The sequence below is a fragment of the Janthinobacterium sp. EB271-G4-3-2 genome (assembly GCF_020858035.1).
Taxonomy (GTDB): Bacteria; Pseudomonadota; Gammaproteobacteria; order Burkholderiales; family Burkholderiaceae_D; genus Janthinobacterium; species Janthinobacterium aestuarii.
The window spans coordinates 201177-221254 of sequence record NZ_JACYMG010000012.1; the positions used below are offsets into that span (position 1 = coordinate 201177).

Sequence of the window (20078 nt, forward strand, 5' to 3'; positions counted from 1 at the left end):
CCCAGCATGGTGACTTTGCTTTCGATAGCATGCGGTTTTGCCAGCATCGTCATTTCCGTCGATAACGCCGCCGTGGGCGACGCGGATGCCTACCGCCTGGCGGCGGCGCTGCTGGTGCTGGCCGGCGTGTTCGATGCGCTCGACGGCTATGTCGCGCGCCTGACGAACACCAGTTCGCAGTTCGGCGTGCAGCTCGATTCCATCGCCGACGTGATGAATTTCGGCTGCGCTCCGGCCGTCCTGCTGTACTGCTACGGCTTCGTGCAGATGGGCGTGCACGATCCGCTGCTGCTGCGCTTTGGCGGCATGGCCAGCTTCTTCTTTGTCGCGTGCGGCGCGATGCGCCTGGCGCGCTTCAATGTGAACGTGGGACGTACCGATCCCCTGTATTTCGTCGGCATGCCGATCACGGCCGGGGCCGCTTGCGTGGCGGCCGTGGTGGTGGCCTGGCCGGCGCCCATCGATTCCATGCTGCACAGCTATCTGCTGATGCTGCTGCTCGTGGGCGTGGGCAGCCTGATGGTGTCGACCTTGCGGTTCCCCAGCTCCAAGCAAAAGAAAAGCCTGGCCGCGCTGCTGGTGCTCATCGTGGCCATCGCCCTGCTCGTGTGGCTCAAGACGAGCTTCTTCGCGCTGTTCTTCGCCGTCTACATCGCCGCCACCCTGCTGCTCAACCTGGCGTGGTACCTGGGCTGGCGCGGCATTGCGCTGCCCCAGGTATTTAACGATGTGGATGAAATAGACTAAGCCACCTCGTGCCCGCGCGCGGCGCGCAGGATGGCGAACCAGTCGCTGCGGCTGAGCGTAAACTGCGTGCCTTCCACGGCCACGCCCACGGCCTCGATACGGCCCGTGCCCGTCAGCGGCAGGGGGCGGCAAGGCAATTGCATGATCCAGGCAAACACGACGCTGGCAAACGGACGCTGCAGCTGGTCGGCGATCTGCTTGATGACATTGCGCAAGTTCTCCACATTCGCATCGCCGCCCTGGAACAGCCGGCCGCCCGCCAGCGGCGACCAGATCATCGGCGCCACTTTCAGATCCTGCAAGCCGTCGAAGGTTTCATCGAACAGGGGCGCCACGTGCAGCGGCGAAAATTCCACCTGGTTCGTCACCAGCGGGAAGCGCCGGTGCAAGCACTCGAACTGGTGGCGGCTGAAGTTCGACACGCCAAAGTGCAGCACCTTGCCCGCCTGTTGCAGCTGGGTGAAGGCGCCGGCGATCTCGTCGAAATCCATCAGCGGGTCGGGACGGTGGATCAGCAGCAAGTCCAGGCGGTCCGTCTGCAACTGGCGCAAAGTGTGCTCCACGGAACTGGTGATGTGCGCCGCGCTCGTGTCGTAATGCTGGATGGCATGGCCGGGACGGTGCGGCGACAGCAGCTTGATGCCGCACTTGCTGACCAGCTCCATCTTGTCGCGCAAGCCCGGCTGCAGGGCCAGCGCTTCGCCAAATAAACCTTCGGCGCTGTAATCGCCATAGATGTCGGCATGATCGAAGCTCGACACGCCCAGCGCCAGGCATTGCTCGATGAAAGCCAGGCGCTGCTGCGCCGACATATTCCACTCGCCGATGCGCCACATGCCGGCGACGATGCGCGACAGTTCGGGACCGTTGCTGCTCAAACGGCTGCGCGGCGCTTGCAGGCTGGCGGGAAATACATGGCTCATGGGCTGGCTTTCTGATGGTGGAGACGAAGGTGACGCCACGATTATAGCCAGCTACGCTACAGCATGTTGTGGAGAAAGCGGCGGCGGGACGGACGAAAAAAATGCCCGCAGCATCTGCGGGCATTTTTTATGGGGAAACGCTAAAGACTTATTTCATCCACAGGCGCATCGAATCCCAGGCGCGGCCGAAGATCGTTGCCTGGTTGATGGTTTCCAGCGCCACGACAGGCAGTTCCAGCAGGACCTTGTCGTCGACCATCATTTTCAGCTTGCCGACAGGGGCGTTTTCAGCCAATGGCGCGACCAGCGGGTCCTTGCGTTCCAGCACAGGTTTCATCTTGGCAGCCGTGCCTTTCGGTACGGTGACGAGCACATCGCGGGCGAAACCGATTTTCACGGTGCCTTTCGAACCTTTCCACACTTCCGGCGTGGCCACGGCCTGGCCCTTCGAGTACAGCTTGACCGTATCGAAGTTCTGGAAGCCCCAGTTCAGCAGCTTCTGGCTTTCCTGCGTGCGGGCCTGGTCCGACGAGGTGCCCAGCACCACGGAGATCAAACGACGCTCGCCGGTGCCGCCTGGACGGCGGGCCGACGCGATCATGCAATAGCCGGCCGCTTCCGTGTGGCCCGTTTTCATGCCATCGACGGTAGGGTCCAGCCACAGCAGGCGGTTGCGGTTAGGCTGGGTGATCTTGTTGTACGTAAAGCTCTTGATGGAATCGATTTTGTAGAATTCCGGGTAGTCGGCGATCACGCGCTTGGCCAGCACGGACAGGTCTTGCGCCGTGGAATAGTTGTCTGGGCTAGGCAAGCCATGCGGATTGGCAAAACGCGTGTTTTTCAGACCCATGCGCTGGGCTTCGCGGTTCATCAGCACGACGAACGTGCCTTCATCGCCGGCAACGGCTTCCGCCAGCGCCACGGCGGCGTCGTTACCCGATTGAATCATCAGGCCGTGCAGCAAGTCGTCGATCGAGACAGGGGTAGCGGGGTCGATGAACATCTTCGAGCTGCTCGAATCGACTTTCCATGCGCGCACGGACACGTTCACTTTCTGGTCCAGCGCCAGTTTCTTTTCGCGGATGGCGGCAAACGTCAGGTAAGCCGTCATGATCTTGGTCAACGAAGCCGGCTCGATGCGCGCGTCCGGATCTTGCGAAGCAATGATCTGGCCACTGGTGGCGTCAAGCAACAGCCAGGACTTGGCGGCGATGGTCGGGGCTGGAACGCTCTGGGCGTAGGCGGCGGAAAAGAAAAATACACTGGAGGCCAGTGCCGCTAAAAGTTTTTTCATGGAGGCTGGTCTGCGAGAAAAAGATGAAGGCTGAGGGCCATGCTGTTGCTGCTTGCATGGCCGCGTGGAAAAAACGGATCAATTATAGCCGTGGAGGCGCTAGTAAGCCCACACTTCAATGATCATCTGCTGCAATTGCGGGTTTGTCACCATGCCACAGGGCAATCACGAGGTTCTTGATGTGATTGAGCTTGCGGTGGAAAAAGTGGTCGGCGCCGGGGATCACGATCACGGGTATGTCTTGTGGACGGGCCCAGTCGAAGACGGCGGACAGGGGGATCGTGTCGTCCAGTTCGCCGTGGATCAAGATGGTGTCGGAGGGAATGTCGGCCATGGCCCACTTGCCGGCCGCGCTGCCGATCAGCGCCAGGCGCTCGACGGGCGTGCCTGCGGCGGCCAGGCGTTCCTGCAGTTTCGACTGCACGAAGGTGCCGAACGAGAAACCGGACAAGGCCACGGGCAAGCCCGGATACAGGCCGCGCATGTGTTCATACAGCAACTGCATGTCGTCCGTCTCGCCCACGCCATGGTCGTGCACGCCTTCGGACGCACCGACGCCGCGGAAATTGATGCGCGCCACCACGTAACCGAGCGCGACAAACGCGCGCGCCAGGGTTTGCGTGACCTTGTTATCCATCGTGCCGCCGTACAGCGGATGCGGATGGGCAACGAGGGCGATGCCGCGCGGAGTGTCTGCCGGGAAATCGAGCAAGCCTTCCATGCTGCCTGCATGGCCGGCGAGGGTAAATTTTTCCGAGTTTCTGTTCATGATGCTCATACTGGTGGCGTAGGCTTAATTTGAAGTTAAAACGTTGAAATTAAATATGCGGCTCAGATTTTCAGGCGTTCGACGACCTTGCCGCCCACCAGGTGCGTATCGATGATTTCATCGATATCGCTGGTGTCGACGTAGGTGTACCAGGTCGCTTCCGGGTAGATCACCAGCAGCGGGCCTTCCTCGCAGCGGTCCATGCAGCCGGCCTGGTTGATGCGGATCTTGCCCGCGCCATTCATGTCGAGTTCCTTGATGCGGCGCTTGCAATGCTTTTGCGCCGCTTCCGCGCCATGGTCGCCGCAGCTGTTGCGGCCGTCTTCACGTTTGTTCATGCAGAAAAAAACGTGGCGTTCAAAATACGGTGCGTCGCTCATACTATGCTCCTGCGGAATCATCAATGCGCCATGATAACGCTTATGGGTGGTCTTCGCGACGCTGGCGCTGCACATCTTCCTGCCGGTTCAGGCGGTGCGAGGGCAGGCACAGGAACCACAGGGCCATGAAGGGCCACAGCAAGGCCAAAAATTGCGCCGCGCCATTGAAGTTGAGGAACTTGCCTTGAAACCAGCCTTGCAAGGTTGACATGAAATACGGGTTGATCGGTGTCGTATTCACCATTACCAGGCTCAGCAGCAAGGTGGCGGCCGCGATGCGGCGCTGCGCCACGTGCGGCGCGAACGCCAGGCCGCCCAGCATGATCAGGCCGATCAAAAAGCCGCCCTGGGCGCCCGGCGTGATCCAGACGAAGGCGTTTTCCGGCGAAAACAGCAGCGCGCTGGCCATCGAGCGCACGATCAAGGCGGCGGCGATCAGGGCCAGCATCAAGATGGTGCGCGGCGCGGCGCGGCGTAGCAGGCACAGCAAGGTCAGCACGGCGCCCGTCATGCCGCAAGCCGTGATGATGGTTTCCGAAAGCCAATATTGCTCGACCGTCAATACGACGTCGGGACGCAGATACGTGGCCAGGTCGATGTCGATGCCCGCCAGCTGCGACAGCCAGTCCGACAGGATGGGCAGCAGCTGGCCCAGGCCGAACAGATAGCCTTGCGGATAGATTTGCGCCAGCGGCCACAGGGCCACCAGCACCAGACCCTGACTGGCGTGCTGGGCAAACCAGCGCTGGCGCAAGCGGAACAAATGACTTTGGTCGAGCAGCTTGCGCGCCGTCAGGGCGCCGATGATGGAACCGATGCAGCAGCCCGCCGCATTCGTATAAAAGTCCAGGTTCGACGATACACGGCTGGGCAAATAGGTTTGCACGGCTTCCATGCCGCCTGAAATCAACATGCCGCACAGGCTGGCGACGACGACGGCAAAGAAACCGGTGATCCTCGGAAACAGCGAATACACGATCAGCGCGCCGAGCGGAATGTAGCCGACGACGTTGATGCCCACGTCAAAGCCCGTCCAGTAGCGGGGCATGCGCGTGTTTTCCAGGAACGTCAGCGGCGACAAACCATTGCTGTGCCAGCCCGTGAACGGGAACCAGCTTGCGTACACGATCAGGAAGACGTAGGCGAGCAAGGTCGCGCGCGACACGGGCGAGGAACGGACGGGCGGCAGCGGCGCCGCCGGGCTGGCTGGGGATGCGGGGTCGGTCATTCTTTCGGAATATTCAGCGTGCCCAGCCAGGTGAGCAGGTCGGCGGCGATGGCGTCCGATGCCGCCGCCAGCGCCTGCGCGCCGCCTTGCGCATCGGCGCTGCCGGCCGGACCGCTGCGGCTGAAGGTTTTCTGGTCGATCAGGCGGTGGCCGCGGAACAGCGAGGCGCGCAGCGACACATGGCCGCTGCTTTGCGTCTGCGTGTCAAACGCTTGCGAAAAATCATCGACGTCGATGCGCAGCAGCGGGATGCCGGCGGCCGCGTCCGTGGTCGACAGCACTTTCACGCCGCTTTGCGCCACGCGCGTTTTCAGGCGCTGGCTCAGCAGTTGCAGCGGCGGCGTGTTCCAGCGGTTGTAGGCGTACGGACGCGATTGCTGCGCATCGGCGTACAGCAGGCGGTAATACATGCGCTGGCTGTCGAGCCAGGACGGGCCGTTGGCGTCGGCGATCACCAGCACGGGCACGGCTGGCGCGGCCGGCTGCGCGGCTGTCAGCGGTGCGGCCAGGCCGAAATCATAGAAAGTGGGGACGGGGCCGCGGCTGGCGCAGCCGCCCAGCAGGACGGCGCCGGCCAGGATGACTGCGGTGAGATTGCGTGGGATAGGCATGCGATGTTCTCCTTATTTGCCCGGTGCCGAAAAACCGGGCTCGCCCGGGCCGGGCGGGATGTCTGGGGCGCCGAACAAGATGCTTTGCGGCTGTTCATTGAGCGTGCTCATGGTGGTTTTCAGGGCGCGCATCGAGGAACGCGCTTCGCCGCTCAGTTCGATTACCTGTGGCAAGACTTCCAGCGACACCCCATTGGCCACCGTTTCCACCGAGCTGCCGACCCGGTCGACCGTGCCATTGACCTTGTCGAGCACGCCGCCGGGCGCTTGGATGTCGTTGCCCAGTTTTTTCCACGTGGCCGTCAGGTCCGATACGTTCTTGCTGGCCGTACTGACAGCCGTCAGGGTCTGGCGCGTCTGTTCCGTCAGTTGCGGCAATTGCGTCAGGGTCGGTTCCAGCTGCTGCGGAATGGCGCCAAAGGCCTTGGCTGCCTTGCCCACTTCCGTGAAGGCGCCCAGCATGGCCGCCTGATTGTCGGGGCTGAGCAGATTATTGACCTTGTTGGTGATCTGCTCGGCCTGGTCGAGGATGCGCTTGCCCCGTTTTTCCAGCTGATCGAGCAAGCCGGCGCGCAGGGGAATCAGCGACGGTTTGTCCTTGCTGGTGCCCAGCAACTTGGAGCCGACGTGCTCATCGTCAAGCTGGATGTAGGCAATGCCCGTCACGCCCTGGTAGCCGAGGGTGGCAAACGTGGTATTCGTGACGGGCGTATCGGGCGCCACGCTGATGTGCACGAGGATTTGCCCCGCCTTTTGCGTGTCGAAGTCGATGGCGTCGACCTTGCCCACTTCCAGGCCCCGGTAGCGCACGGTCGCCTGCGGGTTCAGGCCCGGCACGGACAGGGTGGTGGCGAGCAGATACGGCACCCGTTCCACGCGGTCGCGGTTGAACCAGACGCCGAACAGGATGGCGGCCACCAGCAAGGTCAGTGTAAAAAATCCCGTCATCAGGGCATGTGATCTGTTTTCCATTACTTCTCCGCTTTCGTGTCTGTGCCGGCGTCGTCGCCTGGCTGCGCCGCATTGCCTGCCGCCGCCTGTTTCTCATCGAGGACGGCCAGCGCGCGCTTGCCGCGGTCGCCGAGGAAAAATTGCTTGATGAACGGGTGGTCGACTTCGATCACCTCGCGCGTGGGGCCGATGGCGATCACATGTTTTTCCGCCAGCACGGCGATGCGCGTGGACAGGGCGAACAAGGTGTCGAGGTCATGCGTGACCATCACCACCGTCAAGCCCAGCTCGCGGTGCAGCGACTGGATCAGGGCGACAAAACTTTCCGACAAGTCCGGATCCAGGCCCGCCGTCGGTTCGTCGAGGAACAGCAGCTTCGGTTCCAGCGCCAGGGCGCGGGCCAGGGCCACGCGCTTGATCATGCCGCCCGACAAGTCAGACGGCATCTTGAGCGCATGTTCCGGACCCAGGCCCACCATATTCATCTTCAATAATACCGCGTCGTGCACCAGCGCTTCGGGCAGCACGCGCAATTCGCGCATCGGCTGGGCCACATTGTCGAACACGGTCAGTGCCGAATACAGGGCGCCTTGCTGGAACAGCATGCCCCAGTGGTTGCGCAACTGTTGCAGCTGGTCTGAACTTGCCTTGTTGATATCTTCGCCAAAGACTTTGACGCAGCCGCGCGCCGGATGTTCCAGGCCCAGCATCTGGCGCAGCAGCACCGTCTTGCCCGTGCCGGAACCGCCCACGATGGAAAGGATCTCTCCCCGCTCGATTTCCAGGTTCAAGTCCTGGTGCACGACGGTGCGGCCGAACTTGGTCCACAGATTGGTGATGTCCACCACGGGCGCGCTGCCGTGCAGGTTGAACTGGCCTTCCTTGCCGGTGCCGCAGGCGATATTGGTGTCGTCCGCCATCAGTAGCCCACTCCATTGAAGACGATGGCGAACACGGCGTCGGCCAGGATCACGACGGTGATGGCCGTGACGACGGCGGTGGTGGTGCCGCGCCCCAGGCTTTCCGTGTTGGCCTTGATGCGCAGGCCGAAATGGCACGAGACAAGCGCGATTAGCATGCCGAAAATCACGCCCTTGCCCAGGCCGATCATGTAGTTGGCCAGCGGTACGGCGTCGGGCAGCTTCTGGATGAAGTAGCGCGCCGACAGGTTCAGTTCCACCTTGGCCGCCACCATGCCGCCGATCAGCGCGGCCGTATCCGTCCAGATGACGAGCAGGGGCATGGAAATGGCCAGGGCCAGCACTTTCGGCATGATCAGGCGGAAACCGTGGGAAATGCCCATCACCAGCATGGCGTCGAGTTCTTCCGTGACGCGCATGACGCCCAGTTGGGCCGTGATGGACGAACCGGAGCGCCCGGCCACGAGGATGGCGGCCAATAACGGCCCCAGTTCGCGGATGACGCTCATGCCCAGCAGATTGACCAGGTAGATGTCGCCGCCAAACGCGCGCAGCTGCTGCGCGGACAGGTAGGACAGCACGACGCCGATCAGAAAGCCGACGAGAGCCGTGATACCCAGCGCCTGGAAGCCCGCATGGAAGATATTGGCGGAGATTTCACGCCATGGCCCGCGCATCGGATGGCGCGCGAAGCGGCCGATATCCTGCGTCACCTGGCCGACCAAGGCAATAAAGCCCTTCAAATGTTCGAAAAACAGCAGGATGGCCATGCCCAGCTTCATCACGGGCGTAAGACGGTTGGCGCGCGAGGGCGGCGTCGTCAACGGCCCCGTTTCTTCGATGCGCCGGAAAAACTCTTCCTGCGACGGCGCCAGGGTCAGCTGCGCGGGGCGCTGTTTGCCCCAGGCATTCCAGAACAGCTGGGCGCCGATATGGTCCATGCTGTCGATGGCCGACAAGTCCCATTGCGTCTTGGCATCGCCCCGCAAGGGCTTGAGCTGGGCGTCGATGGCCTTGATGGCATTGTCATGCGCCAGCGCGTGCACCTGCCAGGTGCCGCTGGCAGTGACAAGGGCTCCCTGTTGGGAGCTGGTCTGGGAGAGGGTCAGTTTCGGCGATTGTACAGTCGGCATCGTGCCAGTTTAAGGGAGAATGGCGCAGACCGCCACCGCTGTTCAATCGCCGGCCCCTCAGGATGCCAGGTGGCGCGCCTGCCGCTGCGGCAGGGCGACGTCCGGGCGCACCTTGGCGCTGCCAGTACTCACTTCGGCTGGCTTGGCGTGAGCGGCCGCTTGCGCGCCGCCCGCATAGTCGCTGGCCACGAGGGCGTTGGCCTCGACCGCGCTCATGCCGCGCGTCTGCAGCCATTGCGCCACCAGCTTGGCCAGGCGCTCCATGGCGATGCGGTGGGTGGCGTCCGTGTGGGCATACAGCCAGTTCGAAAAATCCATGAAGTTTTCAAATGGCGCATCGCCGAGCATCCATTGCACCGTATTGGCGAAGCGGCCCGAGTTGGCGACCAGGTCCCAGTAGCGGGCAAAGCGCACGAGGCGCTGCATGCTCATGAAATCGAGCTGCTTGTTCGCCAGGATGGTGTACGGCGGGTGCGGGTCGAACACCATGCCATAGTTTTCCGTATGGCGGATGATGGGCGTGCCGCGCAGCCGTTTTAATATGCCGAACTGGATTTCATGCGGTTTCAAGGCCACCAGCTTGTTGAAGCCGGCCGCAAAACTTGCTTCATCCTCGCCCGGCAAGCCGGCGATCAAGTCCACGTGCAGGTGGGCGTTCGATTCCTCGCACAGCCAGCGGATGTTGTCGGCCGCCTTTTGGTTGTCCTGCTTGCGGCTGACCAGCGATTGCACGTCCGGATTGAAGCTCTGGATGCCGATCTCGAACTGCAGCGCGCCAGGCGGGAATTTGCTGATGCCTTCTTTCAAGGCGTCGGGCAGGTGGTCGGGCACCAGTTCGAAGTGGGCGTAGATCGGGTCGTCCGGATTGGCCTCGATCTTGTCCAGAAAGAACTGCATGATCTTCAAGCTGGTCTTGATATTCAGGTTGAACGTGCGGTCGACGAACTTGAACAGGCGCGCGCCGCGCGCATGCAATGACTCCATCTCGGCCAGGAAGTTCTCGAGCGCAAAGGGCCAGGCCGTCTTGTCCAGCGCCGACAGGCAGAATTCGCACTTGAACGGACAGCCGCGCGACGCTTCCACGTAAATCGTGCGGTGGCGGATATCGTCGTCTGTATACAAGGAGTAGGGCAGCTGCAGTTCCGCCAGCGGCGCCTGCACGCCCGCATGGATCTTCATCAGCGGCTTCGGTCCGTTGAGTATCTCGCCGCACAGCTTGGGGAAGGTGACGTCGCCCCAGCCCGTGATCAGGTAATCGGCCAGCTTGACGATCTCTTGCTCGCCCGCCTCATGCGACACTTCCGGCCCGCCCAGCACGATGATGACCTCGGGCGCCACGCGCTTGAGCATGGCCACCAGTTTTGTCGTTTCCTCGACGTTCCATATGTATACGCCAAAACCGATGATGCGCGGTTTGTTGATGAGGATGCGTTCGACCAGTTCCGTGGTTTTCGTGCCGATGACGAATTCCTGCAGCCGCGTCTGCGCTTGCAGCGGCCCCATATTGGCCAGCAGATAGCGCAATCCCAGCGAGGCGTGGGTGTAGCGGGCGTTCAGGGTGGAGAGCAGGATGGTCATGGCGGCGATGAAAACGGCGAAACCGCTATTTTACGCTGTCGCGTCAGCTGTGCGCTGCGGCAACAAATGCCATGTTACCATTTGTCAATAATTACTAACTTGTCAATGCTACGGCAGGCTAAAAGGGATATAAGGTGCTGGCGAAAAAAGTACGCAATAAAAAAGTCCTGCTCGGGACGCTTGCCGGCGTGGCCGTGGTAGCCGCCGCACTGGTCGGCTACCGGGTTTTTGGCTGGGGCGCGATGGGTCCGGTCAACGGCCTGAAGCTCGATTTATCCCGGCCCGACGCGCTGGTCCGCACGAAAAGCCTGTCGGCCTTGCCGCGCGACTTGCTGACGGTGCCGCTGGCGCGCGACGTGCTGCGCGAGGATTTCCTGTTCTATTACGAGCAAAGCGAAGACCGGCTGGGGCTCAAGGGCAGCTTGCGCCGCATCGCTTATGAGCATGAATTGGGCTGGGGCGACCAGCTGCTGCGCATGGTGCTGGACCAGCCGGCGGAAGTGGCCTTGTGGCGCGACGCCGACGGCTCGCTCAAGCATTTTGCCATCGCCGTGTCGCGCAGCCAGCTCACGCGGTTGCTGGAGGAAGCGGGCAAGATCGCCTTGAAAGATACGCAGATGCGCGTGGCCGGCAGCTTGCGCGTCGATGGCGGCCAGGTGCCCGTGTATGCGCTGAACTATGCCTACCAGCGCACCTTGCTGTTTGCTGCGCATGGCCAGCGCCTGGTCATCCTGTCCCATCCCGGCATGCTGTATGGCGGCAGCGACGGCAAGCATGGCGATGGCACGGCCGAGAACACCGTGGCCAGCCTGCTGGCGCCGGAGCCGGCGAAACAGAACGTCTTTCATGCGCAATTCCATCTCGACGGCGCCGCGCCCGATGGCCACAGCATCGCCGTCAAGGCGGACTTCCTGTCTTTCGGCTACCAGCCTTTCTTTGGCGCGCTCGAAGCGCTGCGCTTCGATTTTCAACAGGGCGCCTGGCAATCGAAGGTGCTGCTCAATGCCGACAAGCTGAAAAACGGCGGCTATGACAGCAGCGCCTTGTGGTCCGTGCTGCCGCACAACCCGAGCGCCTGCTTCAGCGTGCCGGTCGACTGGACCGCGCTGCAGCCCGTGCTCAAGCGCCTGGGCAGCAAGACATCGGAGCCGGTGGCGCCGCTGGCCGGGCACTTGCAAGGCCCCGCCGCAGCCTGCTGGTATGGCACTTCACGCCTGCATACACCAGTTTTTGTTGCCACCCGCAGTGCGCAGGCCGGTGATGACGCTCTGTATGGCAGCCTGTTCGAGGCGGCCATCGGCGGCAAGGACCCCGTGCGCAAAACGACAGGTAAAGATGGCGCCACGCGTTGGGAACGCAGCGTCGCCACGGCCTTGGGCCAGTCCACGCCGGCGCTGGCCGTGGCCGGCAATACCGTTGTCTTTTCCACCGACGGCAAGCTGGTGGACCAGGTGCTGGCCGTGCGCCGCAAGCAGGCGCCGGCCGCCAGCGACCTGCTGCCCGATGGCGCGCGCACGATCGGCCTGATCGCACCGGCCTCGCTGGCCCGGCTGATTCAGCTGGAAACCTTCGATACCCTGCCGGCGAATAACGAACAGGTCTTGCGCGCGGCCGCCAACGAACACCTGGTGCCGCGCCTGAACGCCTTGAAAAAATATCCGCCGCTGCGCATGGTGCTCAAGCGGCAGCCGGCCAGCGGTACGTCGTGGGAAACGCTGGAATGGCAGGAGGCCGGGCGATGACGTTTTGTCCTGGACGCCGTGCCGCCTTGCGCTGGCTGGCGGCTTGCGCCGCCGCCGTGGCAATGCCCGCCTGGGCCTTGCGCGCGGCTGCCGACCCTCAGGTGCAGCTGTCGCAGGCGCAAAGCCGCGCCTTCCAGGCCTGGATGCTGCGCATCGTCAACGCGCAGATCGAACGGGGGCCGTCGCCGCGCTGGACGCACCGCGATTGCGCCGGCCTGGTGCGCTTTGCCGTCAATGAGGCGCTCACCGTGCATGACGCGAAGTGGCTGCATGCGAACGGCATCGCCAGCGACCGGCGCCTGCCGCCCGAGCTGGAATTGAGCGCGGCTCAGGCCGCCTTGCGCAACCGTTGGGTGCAGACAGGCGGCAATGTCGGCCACTTCGTCACGGCGCTGGCGCTGGTGCAGCACAACAGCCGTTTCATCGCCCGCGAAATCAGCCAGGCGCTGCCCGGCGACCTGCTGTTTTTCGACCAGGGAGACGAACAGCATTTGATGGTCTGGATGGGAGCGCGCATCGCCTACCACACCGGCACCGTCACCCCCGACGACAATGGTCTGCGGACCGTCGATATCAAAGAACTCACGAGCTGGAAGGACACGCGGTGGCAACCTGTGGTCAACAATCCCAATTTCGCCGGGGTGTTCCGGCTGGCGTTTTTATCATGAAGCCGATTTTTGTCATGAAGCTGTTATTCATGGGCCTTCTGGCGCTGCTCATGCTGGGCAGCGCCTCCGCGCAGCAGCGCGAACCAAGCAATTACACGACCTTCAAGGGCGAGCCGTTCTTCCTGCTGTCGGACGCCAGTTACGGCAGCCTTGATGAAGCGCGCGTGCGCCTCGAGGTACCGGGCCGCGACATGGGACGCATGAACCTGGAAGCGTATTCGGGCGCCGACATCGTCGTCTACCGTGTGCCCGAACCGATGGAGTTCCTCAAAAAACAGCGCAATCTGCACCGCATCCAGGTCGAGGGCAATTACCAGGGCGAAGGCCTGGCCAACACCTTGAGTTTTCTGTGGGATAGCTGGTGGAAGCAGTCGCGCCTGGCCTGGCGCAAGCTGTTTTCCGGCGAGGCGCGCCTCGCGGTGACAAAAGAACAGCCGCAGCTGGCGACCAATGACGCGATCCGCCGGCGCACCGTATTCGCCAACCACCCACAGTACAAGCCGATCAAGGGCATGGAGCTGGTCGACAGCTTCCGCTATCCGATCTGGCAAGCCAAGGCCATCGCGCCGCCCAAAGGCGTCAAGCTCGATGGCTCGAGCAGCGACTTCATCGTCGCCGGCGCCGGCAACGTGATGATCCCGCTGGGCAAGCGCAAGCCGGGCCTGTACCTGATCGAAGCGATCATCGGCGAACACCGCGCCACCACTTTGGTGTTCGTGTCGGACACGGTGGCTGTGACCAAGGTATCGTCCGGCCAGATGCTGGTATGGACGGCGCGGCGCGACAACAGCGCCGCCGTGGCGGGCGCCAATGTGGCGTGGACGGACGGTACCGGCGTGCTGCAGTCGGCCGTGACGGGCATTGATGGCGTCGCCTCGCTCGAACGCGGCAGCCCGGAACACACATATGTTCTGGGCCAGGACGGCGCCGGCGGCGTGTTCGTGTCCGAGAATTTTTACTATGACAGCGAGATCTATAACACCAAGATCTATGCGGTGACGGACCGGCCCTTGTATCGGCCTGGCGATGAAGTCAACGTCAAATTTTTGGGCCGCGAATTTACCTCCGCGCGCAACTCGCAGGCAGCAAGCGCGGCGCCGGTCAGCCTGACGGTGCTCAATCCGAACGGCACGCCGCTGCTGACGCAAACGCTGCAGCTGTCCGGCGACACGGGTGCCGACACGCGCTTCCGCCTGCCCACGGAAGCCACGGCCGGCGGCTATGAACTGCGCTTCAACTACAAGGATGGCGTGTATGGCGCGGCTTTCCGCGTGGCCGAATACGTCAAGCCGCATTTTGAAATCAACGTCCAGCCATCGAAGCCGGAATTCAAGACGGGCGAGGCGGTCAAAGGCAGCATCGCGCTGCGCTACCCCGATGGCAAACCGGTGAAAAACGCGAAGATGACCCTGTCCTTGCGCGGCCAGCAAAACACCATGGTCGAGGGGGAGCTGCGTTACAGCGGCCTGTTCCCGGTGGCCTTGAAGACCGAGGAAGTGACGAGCGACGGCAGCGGCAATGTGGACTTCAGCTTGCCGCCCGCCGCCGATCCCTCGCGCTACATCTTGACCGTGCTGGCGACCGATGGCGCGGCCTACCGCGTCAAGGCGACGCGCGAGCTGATGATCGAACGCTCGAGCAGCAGCTACCAGCTGAAGGCGACGCGCCAGTTTTCCGATCCGGGCCAGGCCGTGCATTTCGACTTGCTGGCCGATGGCCAGGGCGCGGCCAAGCCCGTGCGCTGGGAGATGGTGCAGCTGGAAAAACAGAGTAAGACCGACGGCGCCTTCGATCCAAACGCCAAGGGCTGGGACGTGACATTCCCCGCCTCCGGCTCGTATCAGCTGGCGCTGCGCGACGAACGGGGCAACCTGCTGGCCGCCGCCAGCCACTGGGTTGCCGGCGATGGCGTGCAGACGACGCCGGGCAGCATCGAGATCGTGCTGGACCGCGCCCGCTATCGTCCGGGCGACACGGCCGAAGCCCTGATCACGTTCTCCGACAAGGTCGACCAGGCGCTGTTGACGCTCGAGCGTGACAAGGTGGAACACCATGGCTTGATGGCCGGCGCCGCTGACTGGTACCAGGCGAAGCGCGTGGCGCCGCGGCAGTGGAGAGTGCGCATCCCGGTAAAAGAAGAGCATGGCCCGAACATGACGTTCTCGGTGGCGTACACGCGCAATGGCGATTTCGTCTTCGAGAACGCCGGCCTGCAAGTGATCGAGCCGCGCATCGCGCTGCAGTTCAAGAGCGACAAGGAGGTCTACCAGCCGGGCGAGAAGGTCACGCTCGATGTGAAGGCTACCCTCGATGGCAAGCCATTGAGCACCCTGGTGGCGCTGGGCGTGGTCGATGAAATGATCTATGTGCTGCAGCCGGAAATCGCGCCCGATATCGGTGACTTCTTCTACCATCCGCGCCGCAACAACGTGCGCACGACGGCCAGCCTGTCCTTCATCAGCTACGACATGGCGCAGGGCCGCACTGCCGGCGCGCCCGCGCGCCACAACTACAACGAGCGTGGCGTCAAGGTGCTCGAACGTCCGCGCCGCGACAATATCGATACGGCGTACTGGGCGCCATCGCTGAAGACCGACGCGAATGGCAATGCGCGCGTGAGCTTCACCATGCCCGACGCGCTGACCCGCTGGAGGATCACGGGCCGCGCGATGGATGAACAGGGGCGCGTCGGCCAGCGCACTGCCTATCTGCGTTCCGATAAAAACTTCTATGCCAAGTGGACGGCGCCCGACTGGATGCGCGCCGGCGATGCGCCGCGCGCTTCGGTGGCCGTGTTCAACCAGACGGGCAAGGAGCAGGCGCTCGACGTCGTTCTCTCCGGCGGGGCGCAGCCGAAGACGGAAAAACTGTCCGCCAAACCGGGCGTCAACTACGTCGAATTCCCGCTGGCGGGAGGTAGCGGGCCGCTGCGCCTGGAGCTGAAACAGAACGGCAAAGTGGTCGATGCGCTCGACACGGCCATGCACACCTTGCCCGCCGCCTGGAGCAGCCCGCGCTCGCTGGTGCTGCCGTTCGATGGCGCCACCGCTGATATGCCGCTCAAGCTGCCGGCGGACGCGCGCAATATCCGCGTTTCGTTCGTTCAAGGAGCAGCCAGCCAGTTCGCGCGCATCGCCGACGATTTGATCGACTATCCGTATGGCTGCGTCGAGCAGACGGCAAGCCGTTTGATTCCACTGGCGCTGGCCACGCAAAGCCTGGGGCCGGACGCCGGCGCCCTGCAAACGCTGCTGACGGCGCAGCGTTTGCGCCTGGTATCGATGGCCGGCCCGAACGCCGTCTTCGGCTGGTGGGGCAACGCCACGGCCGGCAATGCCTTGATGACGGCCTACGCCTATTACGCCGACTGGTACGCGGCACGCGCGCTGCACATCGAGCTGCCGCCCGAACACTGGAATAAACTGCTGGCCGTCTACAGCGAACATGGCTTGAAGGATGCGATGGGCGACCGCGCGCTGGTGCTGTGGATGGCGCACGAGATGGGGTTACCGACGCAGACCTTGGCGGCCGGCCTGGTGGACGACAGCGCCATCGCCATCCTGGGCGGCAAGCCGCGCCAGCCTGGCGACACGAGCAGCCTGCTGCTGGGCGGAGCGTCTGACCGCGAAGCGCAAGCGATGTCGCTGGGCCTGGTGGCGCTGATCGCCGCCCAGAACGGCATCGCCCTGCCGCATTCGCTGCAGCTGCAGGTGGCCAGCTCGTGGCAGGTGCTGCGCGAGTCCAAAGCGCCGGTGGCGCAAGCCCTGCTGATGCTGGCCGGCGAAGTGCCGGCTACCCAGGCTGAGGCGGTGCTGGCCGGCGTGCGCGCCGAGATGCCGACCCTGGACCGCGCGATGACCTTGCTATGGGTGCAAAAGAAGCTGGGTGGCGCATCGTTTGGCAAGGGACCGGCCGTCGCGCTGGACGGCGCCTGGCAAAAGCGCGACAGCCGCAGCGGCCAGGCGCTGTGGCGCTGGAGCGACACCAAGGGCATGCCTGACAAACTGCGTCTTGCTGCGCCCGCGCCTGCGGGCACGGTGGCCGTGCTGCAGTACGACAGCCACGCCGCCGAGGCGCAAACCTTGCCGGTCGCCGTCGAGCGCCGCATCCTGCGCATGAAGGCGGGCAAAGGCGGCTACACGACGGAGCTGGTCAAGCCGGGCGAAGCGCTCAGCACGGACGCGCTCTACCTCGATGAAATCACCTTGAAAGCGGGGCCGGGTGCGAAGCACCGTTTTGGCTTGCTGGAAGTGGCGCTGCCGCCCGGTGCCATGGTCGAATCGACGACCTGGGGCATGGTCATGGCGGGCGACAAGCCGGCCGCGCTGGAACGCGCGCGCCACACCGAGCGCCGTGACGGCTACGCTGTACCGATCGAGCCGATGGAAGGTGACGTGACCGTGCGCCACTTGCTGCGCTTTGCGCAGAAGGGCAGTTATGTGCTGCCGCCGGCGCGCTTTTACCGCATGTACCAGCCGGAGCAGAAAGCCTTCGAAGGCGGCGGCAAGACCACGCGCGCGCTGAAGGTCGAGTGATGGGCTTTGCACGTCCGGCATTGATGCTTGCCACGCTGCTGGCGACGCCCGCTTTTTCAGCCTCGCTGGATGTGGCCTGGTGGCGCGACGGCAAAATCGAAGTGCGGCAGCTGCGCCAGGGCGGTGCGGCGCCACCGCCGTTCGACGGTGCGCGGCAAGTGCCGCTGGCCAGCTTGTGGAAACTGTTCGTGTATGTGTACGCGAGCGATAACAAGGTGGCGATGCCGGATTACCGCTGCGGCGGCCGCGATCCGGAAGAAGTGTATTGCTGCGATGCGGGCCAGAGCATCGGCCACGGCGCGGCACTGGCGCAATCGTGCGGCCCGTTTTTCTCGCCCAAGCGCCTGATGATCGCGCCGGCTTCATGGCGCCAGTACTGGACCGGCCGCCTGGGTGCGGCGCCCGCAGGCGACTTTGCCTGGCTGTCCGACCCTGCGCAGCTTTCGCCTGGGCGGCTGGTACGGTTGGATAGCTTGCTGCGCGCGCTGGGCAGCATACCGGCCGCCGGCCGCGTGGACGCCGAAGCGGCGCTGCTGCGCGTGGTGCTCGATGGACGCGGCGCCGGCACTGCCCGCTGGTTCGGCAGCCAGTTGCGCGTCAAAACGTATTCCTGGCACGCGCAGCGCCGGGCAGACCAACGTATCGGCGGCGCGGCCGGCTGGCTGGCCGACGGCACGCCGATCTGGTTTGGCGGCGCGGGCGGCAGCAGCAATGTCTTTGAGCAGTGGGCGCCCAGGCTGGCTGCCACTCTGCCGCCAGTGGGTGCGGCAGACGATGGCGGCTGCGTGGTGGTCGATTATTTCAAGCGCTATCCGATCCGCGCCGTGCGCGGCGAACGTGGCGTAGCCGTACCTGGGCCTCTCAATGGCCGCTACCATGTGCAATTCGACAATGGCCAGAATCTTGCCTTGCGTAGCACCGGCGAGCTGATGCTGCTGCAAGAGAAGGGCGGCCGTCCGCAATTGCGCGGCCGCTTCGGCGTCAATGAATATGTGGCGCGCGTGCTTGACCGCGAAGCGAACGCCAACGAGCCGGAAGCGGCCAAGGCGCTGGCGATTGCCGCGCGCACGTATCTGCAGCAGAACGCGGTGACGGTGGCGGGTTGCCAGCAGATCGCCGACAGCAGCGCCACCCAGCGTGTCAGTCCCAGCCCCGCCACGCCGGCGGCCCTGGCGATTGCGCGGTGGACCGACCAGCTGATCGTCGATGGCGTTACCGTGCGCTATCACAGTAACCAGGCGTCCGAGGGCACGATGGCGTGGAGCGAGGCGGTGCGCCAGGCGAAACAAGGCAAGTACTATGATGAATTGCTGGCGGCGGCTTACCCCGGCGGCGCGCTGAGTACCTTTGGTAATACCGGCGCGCGTTGCCGTCGCCTGGCGCAGAACGAGGATTGGCTGGCGCGGTCCGTGCCGCGCTGGCAGCGCGTGTTGCTGCGCGAGGCCGGCTACGAGGCGCCGCCGCAAGCGCCGCTGGTCTGCGCCTTGCAGAGCGGTGCGCCGTATTCGGAGCAGTCGCGCAACCGTATCTTCATGCGGTCGCTGGCCACGCGCGAAGACCGCATTACCTTGGCCCATGAATATTTACACCTTGGCCTGCGCCGTCATCCGCGTGGACAGGACGAAGAATATGTCGAGCGGCTGGCACGCCGGCTCGTCGACCTTAACCTGGAGGCTCTGTGAGTTTTTATATCCGTTGCGCGATTCCGCTAATGCTGTTGCCACTGTGGGCGCAGGCCCAGGTCACCATCGATGCACCGAAGGGCGGCTGGCGCAATTCGGCCGGCGCGCGCGAGGACTATACGCAAGCGGTCAATTACCCCGCCGCGTCGGTCAACCTGCAGCCGGGCCAGGCCGAGACGGCGCAGATACGGGGGCGCATCGCGGGCGCCGTCAAGGGCAAGCCCGCCACCCTGGTGGTCAATGGCGTGGCGATGCCGATGGAAGTGGGCGAAGACGGCAGCTACGGCCGCCCGTATGGCTTCGGCAGCGGCTCGAACAGCGTGGAAGTGCGCTCGCCCGATGGCAGGAGTCGCGCGCGCACCCAGTTTGTCGACAGCTACCAGGGCAAGACGCAGGCGCGCTTGCGCATCGTGCTGTCGTGGGACAGCGCCGGTACCGACCTCGATCTGCATGTGGTCACGCCGGACGGCGGCCACGCCTGGTACGGTAACCGCGTCTTGAAAGATGGCGGCGCGCTGGATGTGGACGTGACGACCGGCTATGGCCCGGAAATCTTTTCCAGCGCGGCGCCCCTGAAGGGCAATTATCACGCCTACGTCAATTACTACGGCAGCGGCGAGAACAGCGCCATGCTGACCGTCGCGCGCATATCGATCATCACCAATGAAGGCACGCCGCGTGAAAAGCTGCAGAGCTTCCAGGTGCCGATGCGGGCCGCCGGCGAGCTGACCTTGGTGAAATCGTTCGTCTTGCCATAAATGGCTCTTGCGGAGCCGCCGCACCTTGGCTATAATTCGCCCCCTCGCTGAACGACGCATGCAAATGCCGAGTACGGCGAGAAAAAGAAGGAGTTGACGGATGTAGTGAAATGCTTCATACTCTTCCTTCTTCGCAGCTGACAAACACAACGCTTTGTC

16 protein-coding genes are annotated in these 20078 nt (G+C 63.7%); 6 read left to right on the plus strand and 10 right to left on the minus strand.

What is annotated here, in order from left to right; translation table 11 throughout:
* Nucleotides 1–6 precede the first annotated feature (6 nt).
* Nucleotides 7–747, plus strand: coding sequence for a CDP-diacylglycerol--serine O-phosphatidyltransferase (pssA, locus tag IGS55_RS22815; protein WP_230519396.1), 741 nt, complete (start codon nt 7–9; stop codon nt 745–747).
* Here the strand turns inward: pssA and IGS55_RS22820 are convergent.
* The 10 genes from IGS55_RS22820 to IGS55_RS22865 form a co-directional block, all read right to left on the minus strand.
* Nucleotides 744–1670 carry an aldo/keto reductase gene (locus tag IGS55_RS22820; protein ID WP_230519382.1) on the minus strand — a complete coding sequence of 309 codons (927 nt, stop codon included), beginning with the start codon at nt 1668–1670 and terminating at the stop codon, nt 744–746. The genes pssA and IGS55_RS22820 overlap by 4 nt on opposite strands.
* A gap of 148 nt (nt 1671–1818) precedes the next feature.
* Nucleotides 1819–2964 carry a D-alanyl-D-alanine carboxypeptidase family protein gene (locus tag IGS55_RS22825; protein ID WP_034754313.1) on the minus strand — a complete coding sequence of 382 codons (1146 nt, stop codon included), beginning with the start codon at nt 2962–2964 and terminating at the stop codon, nt 1819–1821.
* A gap of 115 nt (nt 2965–3079) precedes the next feature.
* Entirely contained in the window at nt 3080–3733 is a 654-nt protein-coding gene (locus tag IGS55_RS22830; protein ID WP_230519383.1) for an alpha/beta hydrolase, read from the minus strand.
* 62 nt (nt 3734–3795) lie between these two features.
* Nucleotides 3796–4113, minus strand: coding sequence for a (2Fe-2S) ferredoxin domain-containing protein (locus IGS55_RS22835; protein ID WP_070310269.1), 318 nt, complete (start codon nt 4111–4113; stop codon nt 3796–3798).
* Nucleotides 4114–4153: 40 nt separating this feature from the next.
* A complete protein-coding gene (locus tag IGS55_RS22840) occupies nt 4154–5341 on the minus strand; it encodes a VanZ family protein (protein WP_230519384.1) in 1188 nt (395 codons plus the stop codon).
* Complete coding sequence (locus tag IGS55_RS22845) at nt 5338–5952, minus strand: ABC-type transport auxiliary lipoprotein family protein (protein ID WP_230519385.1); 615 nt, start codon at nt 5950–5952, stop codon at nt 5338–5340. Before IGS55_RS22845 ends, IGS55_RS22840 begins: the two co-directional genes overlap by 4 nt.
* A 12-nt stretch (nt 5953–5964) precedes the next feature.
* Nucleotides 5965–6924, minus strand: a complete 960-nt coding sequence (locus tag IGS55_RS22850) for an MlaD family protein (protein ID WP_034754305.1) — start codon at nt 6922–6924, stop codon at nt 5965–5967.
* On the minus strand, nt 6924–7823 hold the full coding sequence (locus IGS55_RS22855; protein ID WP_230519386.1) for an ABC transporter ATP-binding protein: 900 nt from the start codon (nt 7821–7823) through the stop codon (nt 6924–6926). The genes IGS55_RS22850 and IGS55_RS22855 overlap by 1 nt, the downstream gene beginning before the upstream one ends.
* Nucleotides 7823–8956 carry an MlaE family ABC transporter permease gene (locus IGS55_RS22860; protein WP_230519387.1) on the minus strand — a complete coding sequence of 378 codons (1134 nt, stop codon included), beginning with the start codon at nt 8954–8956 and terminating at the stop codon, nt 7823–7825. The genes IGS55_RS22855 and IGS55_RS22860 overlap by 1 nt, the downstream gene beginning before the upstream one ends.
* A 57-nt stretch (nt 8957–9013) precedes the next feature.
* The gene (locus IGS55_RS22865) at nt 9014–10534 is read right to left on the minus strand and encodes a B12-binding domain-containing radical SAM protein (protein ID WP_230519388.1); all 1521 of its coding nucleotides are present in this window, start codon (nt 10532–10534) and stop codon (nt 9014–9016) included.
* A gap of 134 nt (nt 10535–10668) precedes the next feature.
* Between IGS55_RS22865 and IGS55_RS22870 the strand changes: the two genes are divergently transcribed.
* Genes IGS55_RS22870 through IGS55_RS22890 form a run of 5 tightly spaced genes read left to right on the plus strand, consistent with a single transcriptional unit; the run spans nt 10669 to nt 19919 of the window.
* Nucleotides 10669–12276, plus strand: coding sequence for a DUF2138 family protein (locus tag IGS55_RS22870; RefSeq protein ID WP_230519389.1), 1608 nt, complete (start codon nt 10669–10671; stop codon nt 12274–12276).
* Nucleotides 12273–12944, plus strand: coding sequence for a DUF1175 family protein (locus IGS55_RS22875; protein WP_230519390.1), 672 nt, complete (start codon nt 12273–12275; stop codon nt 12942–12944). Before IGS55_RS22870 ends, IGS55_RS22875 begins: the two co-directional genes overlap by 4 nt.
* Nucleotides 12941–17479 carry an alpha-2-macroglobulin family protein gene (locus IGS55_RS22880; protein WP_230519391.1) on the plus strand — a complete coding sequence of 1513 codons (4539 nt, stop codon included), beginning with the start codon at nt 12941–12943 and terminating at the stop codon, nt 17477–17479. The genes IGS55_RS22875 and IGS55_RS22880 overlap by 4 nt, the downstream gene beginning before the upstream one ends.
* Complete coding sequence (locus IGS55_RS22885) at nt 17479–19161, plus strand: DUF2300 domain-containing protein (protein ID WP_230519392.1); 1683 nt, start codon at nt 17479–17481, stop codon at nt 19159–19161. Before IGS55_RS22880 ends, IGS55_RS22885 begins: the two co-directional genes overlap by 1 nt.
* A gap of 29 nt (nt 19162–19190) precedes the next feature.
* A complete protein-coding gene (locus tag IGS55_RS22890; RefSeq protein ID WP_230519393.1) occupies nt 19191–19919 on the plus strand; it encodes a YfaP family protein in 729 nt (242 codons plus the stop codon).
* The last annotated feature ends 159 nt before the right edge of the window (nt 19920–20078 follow it).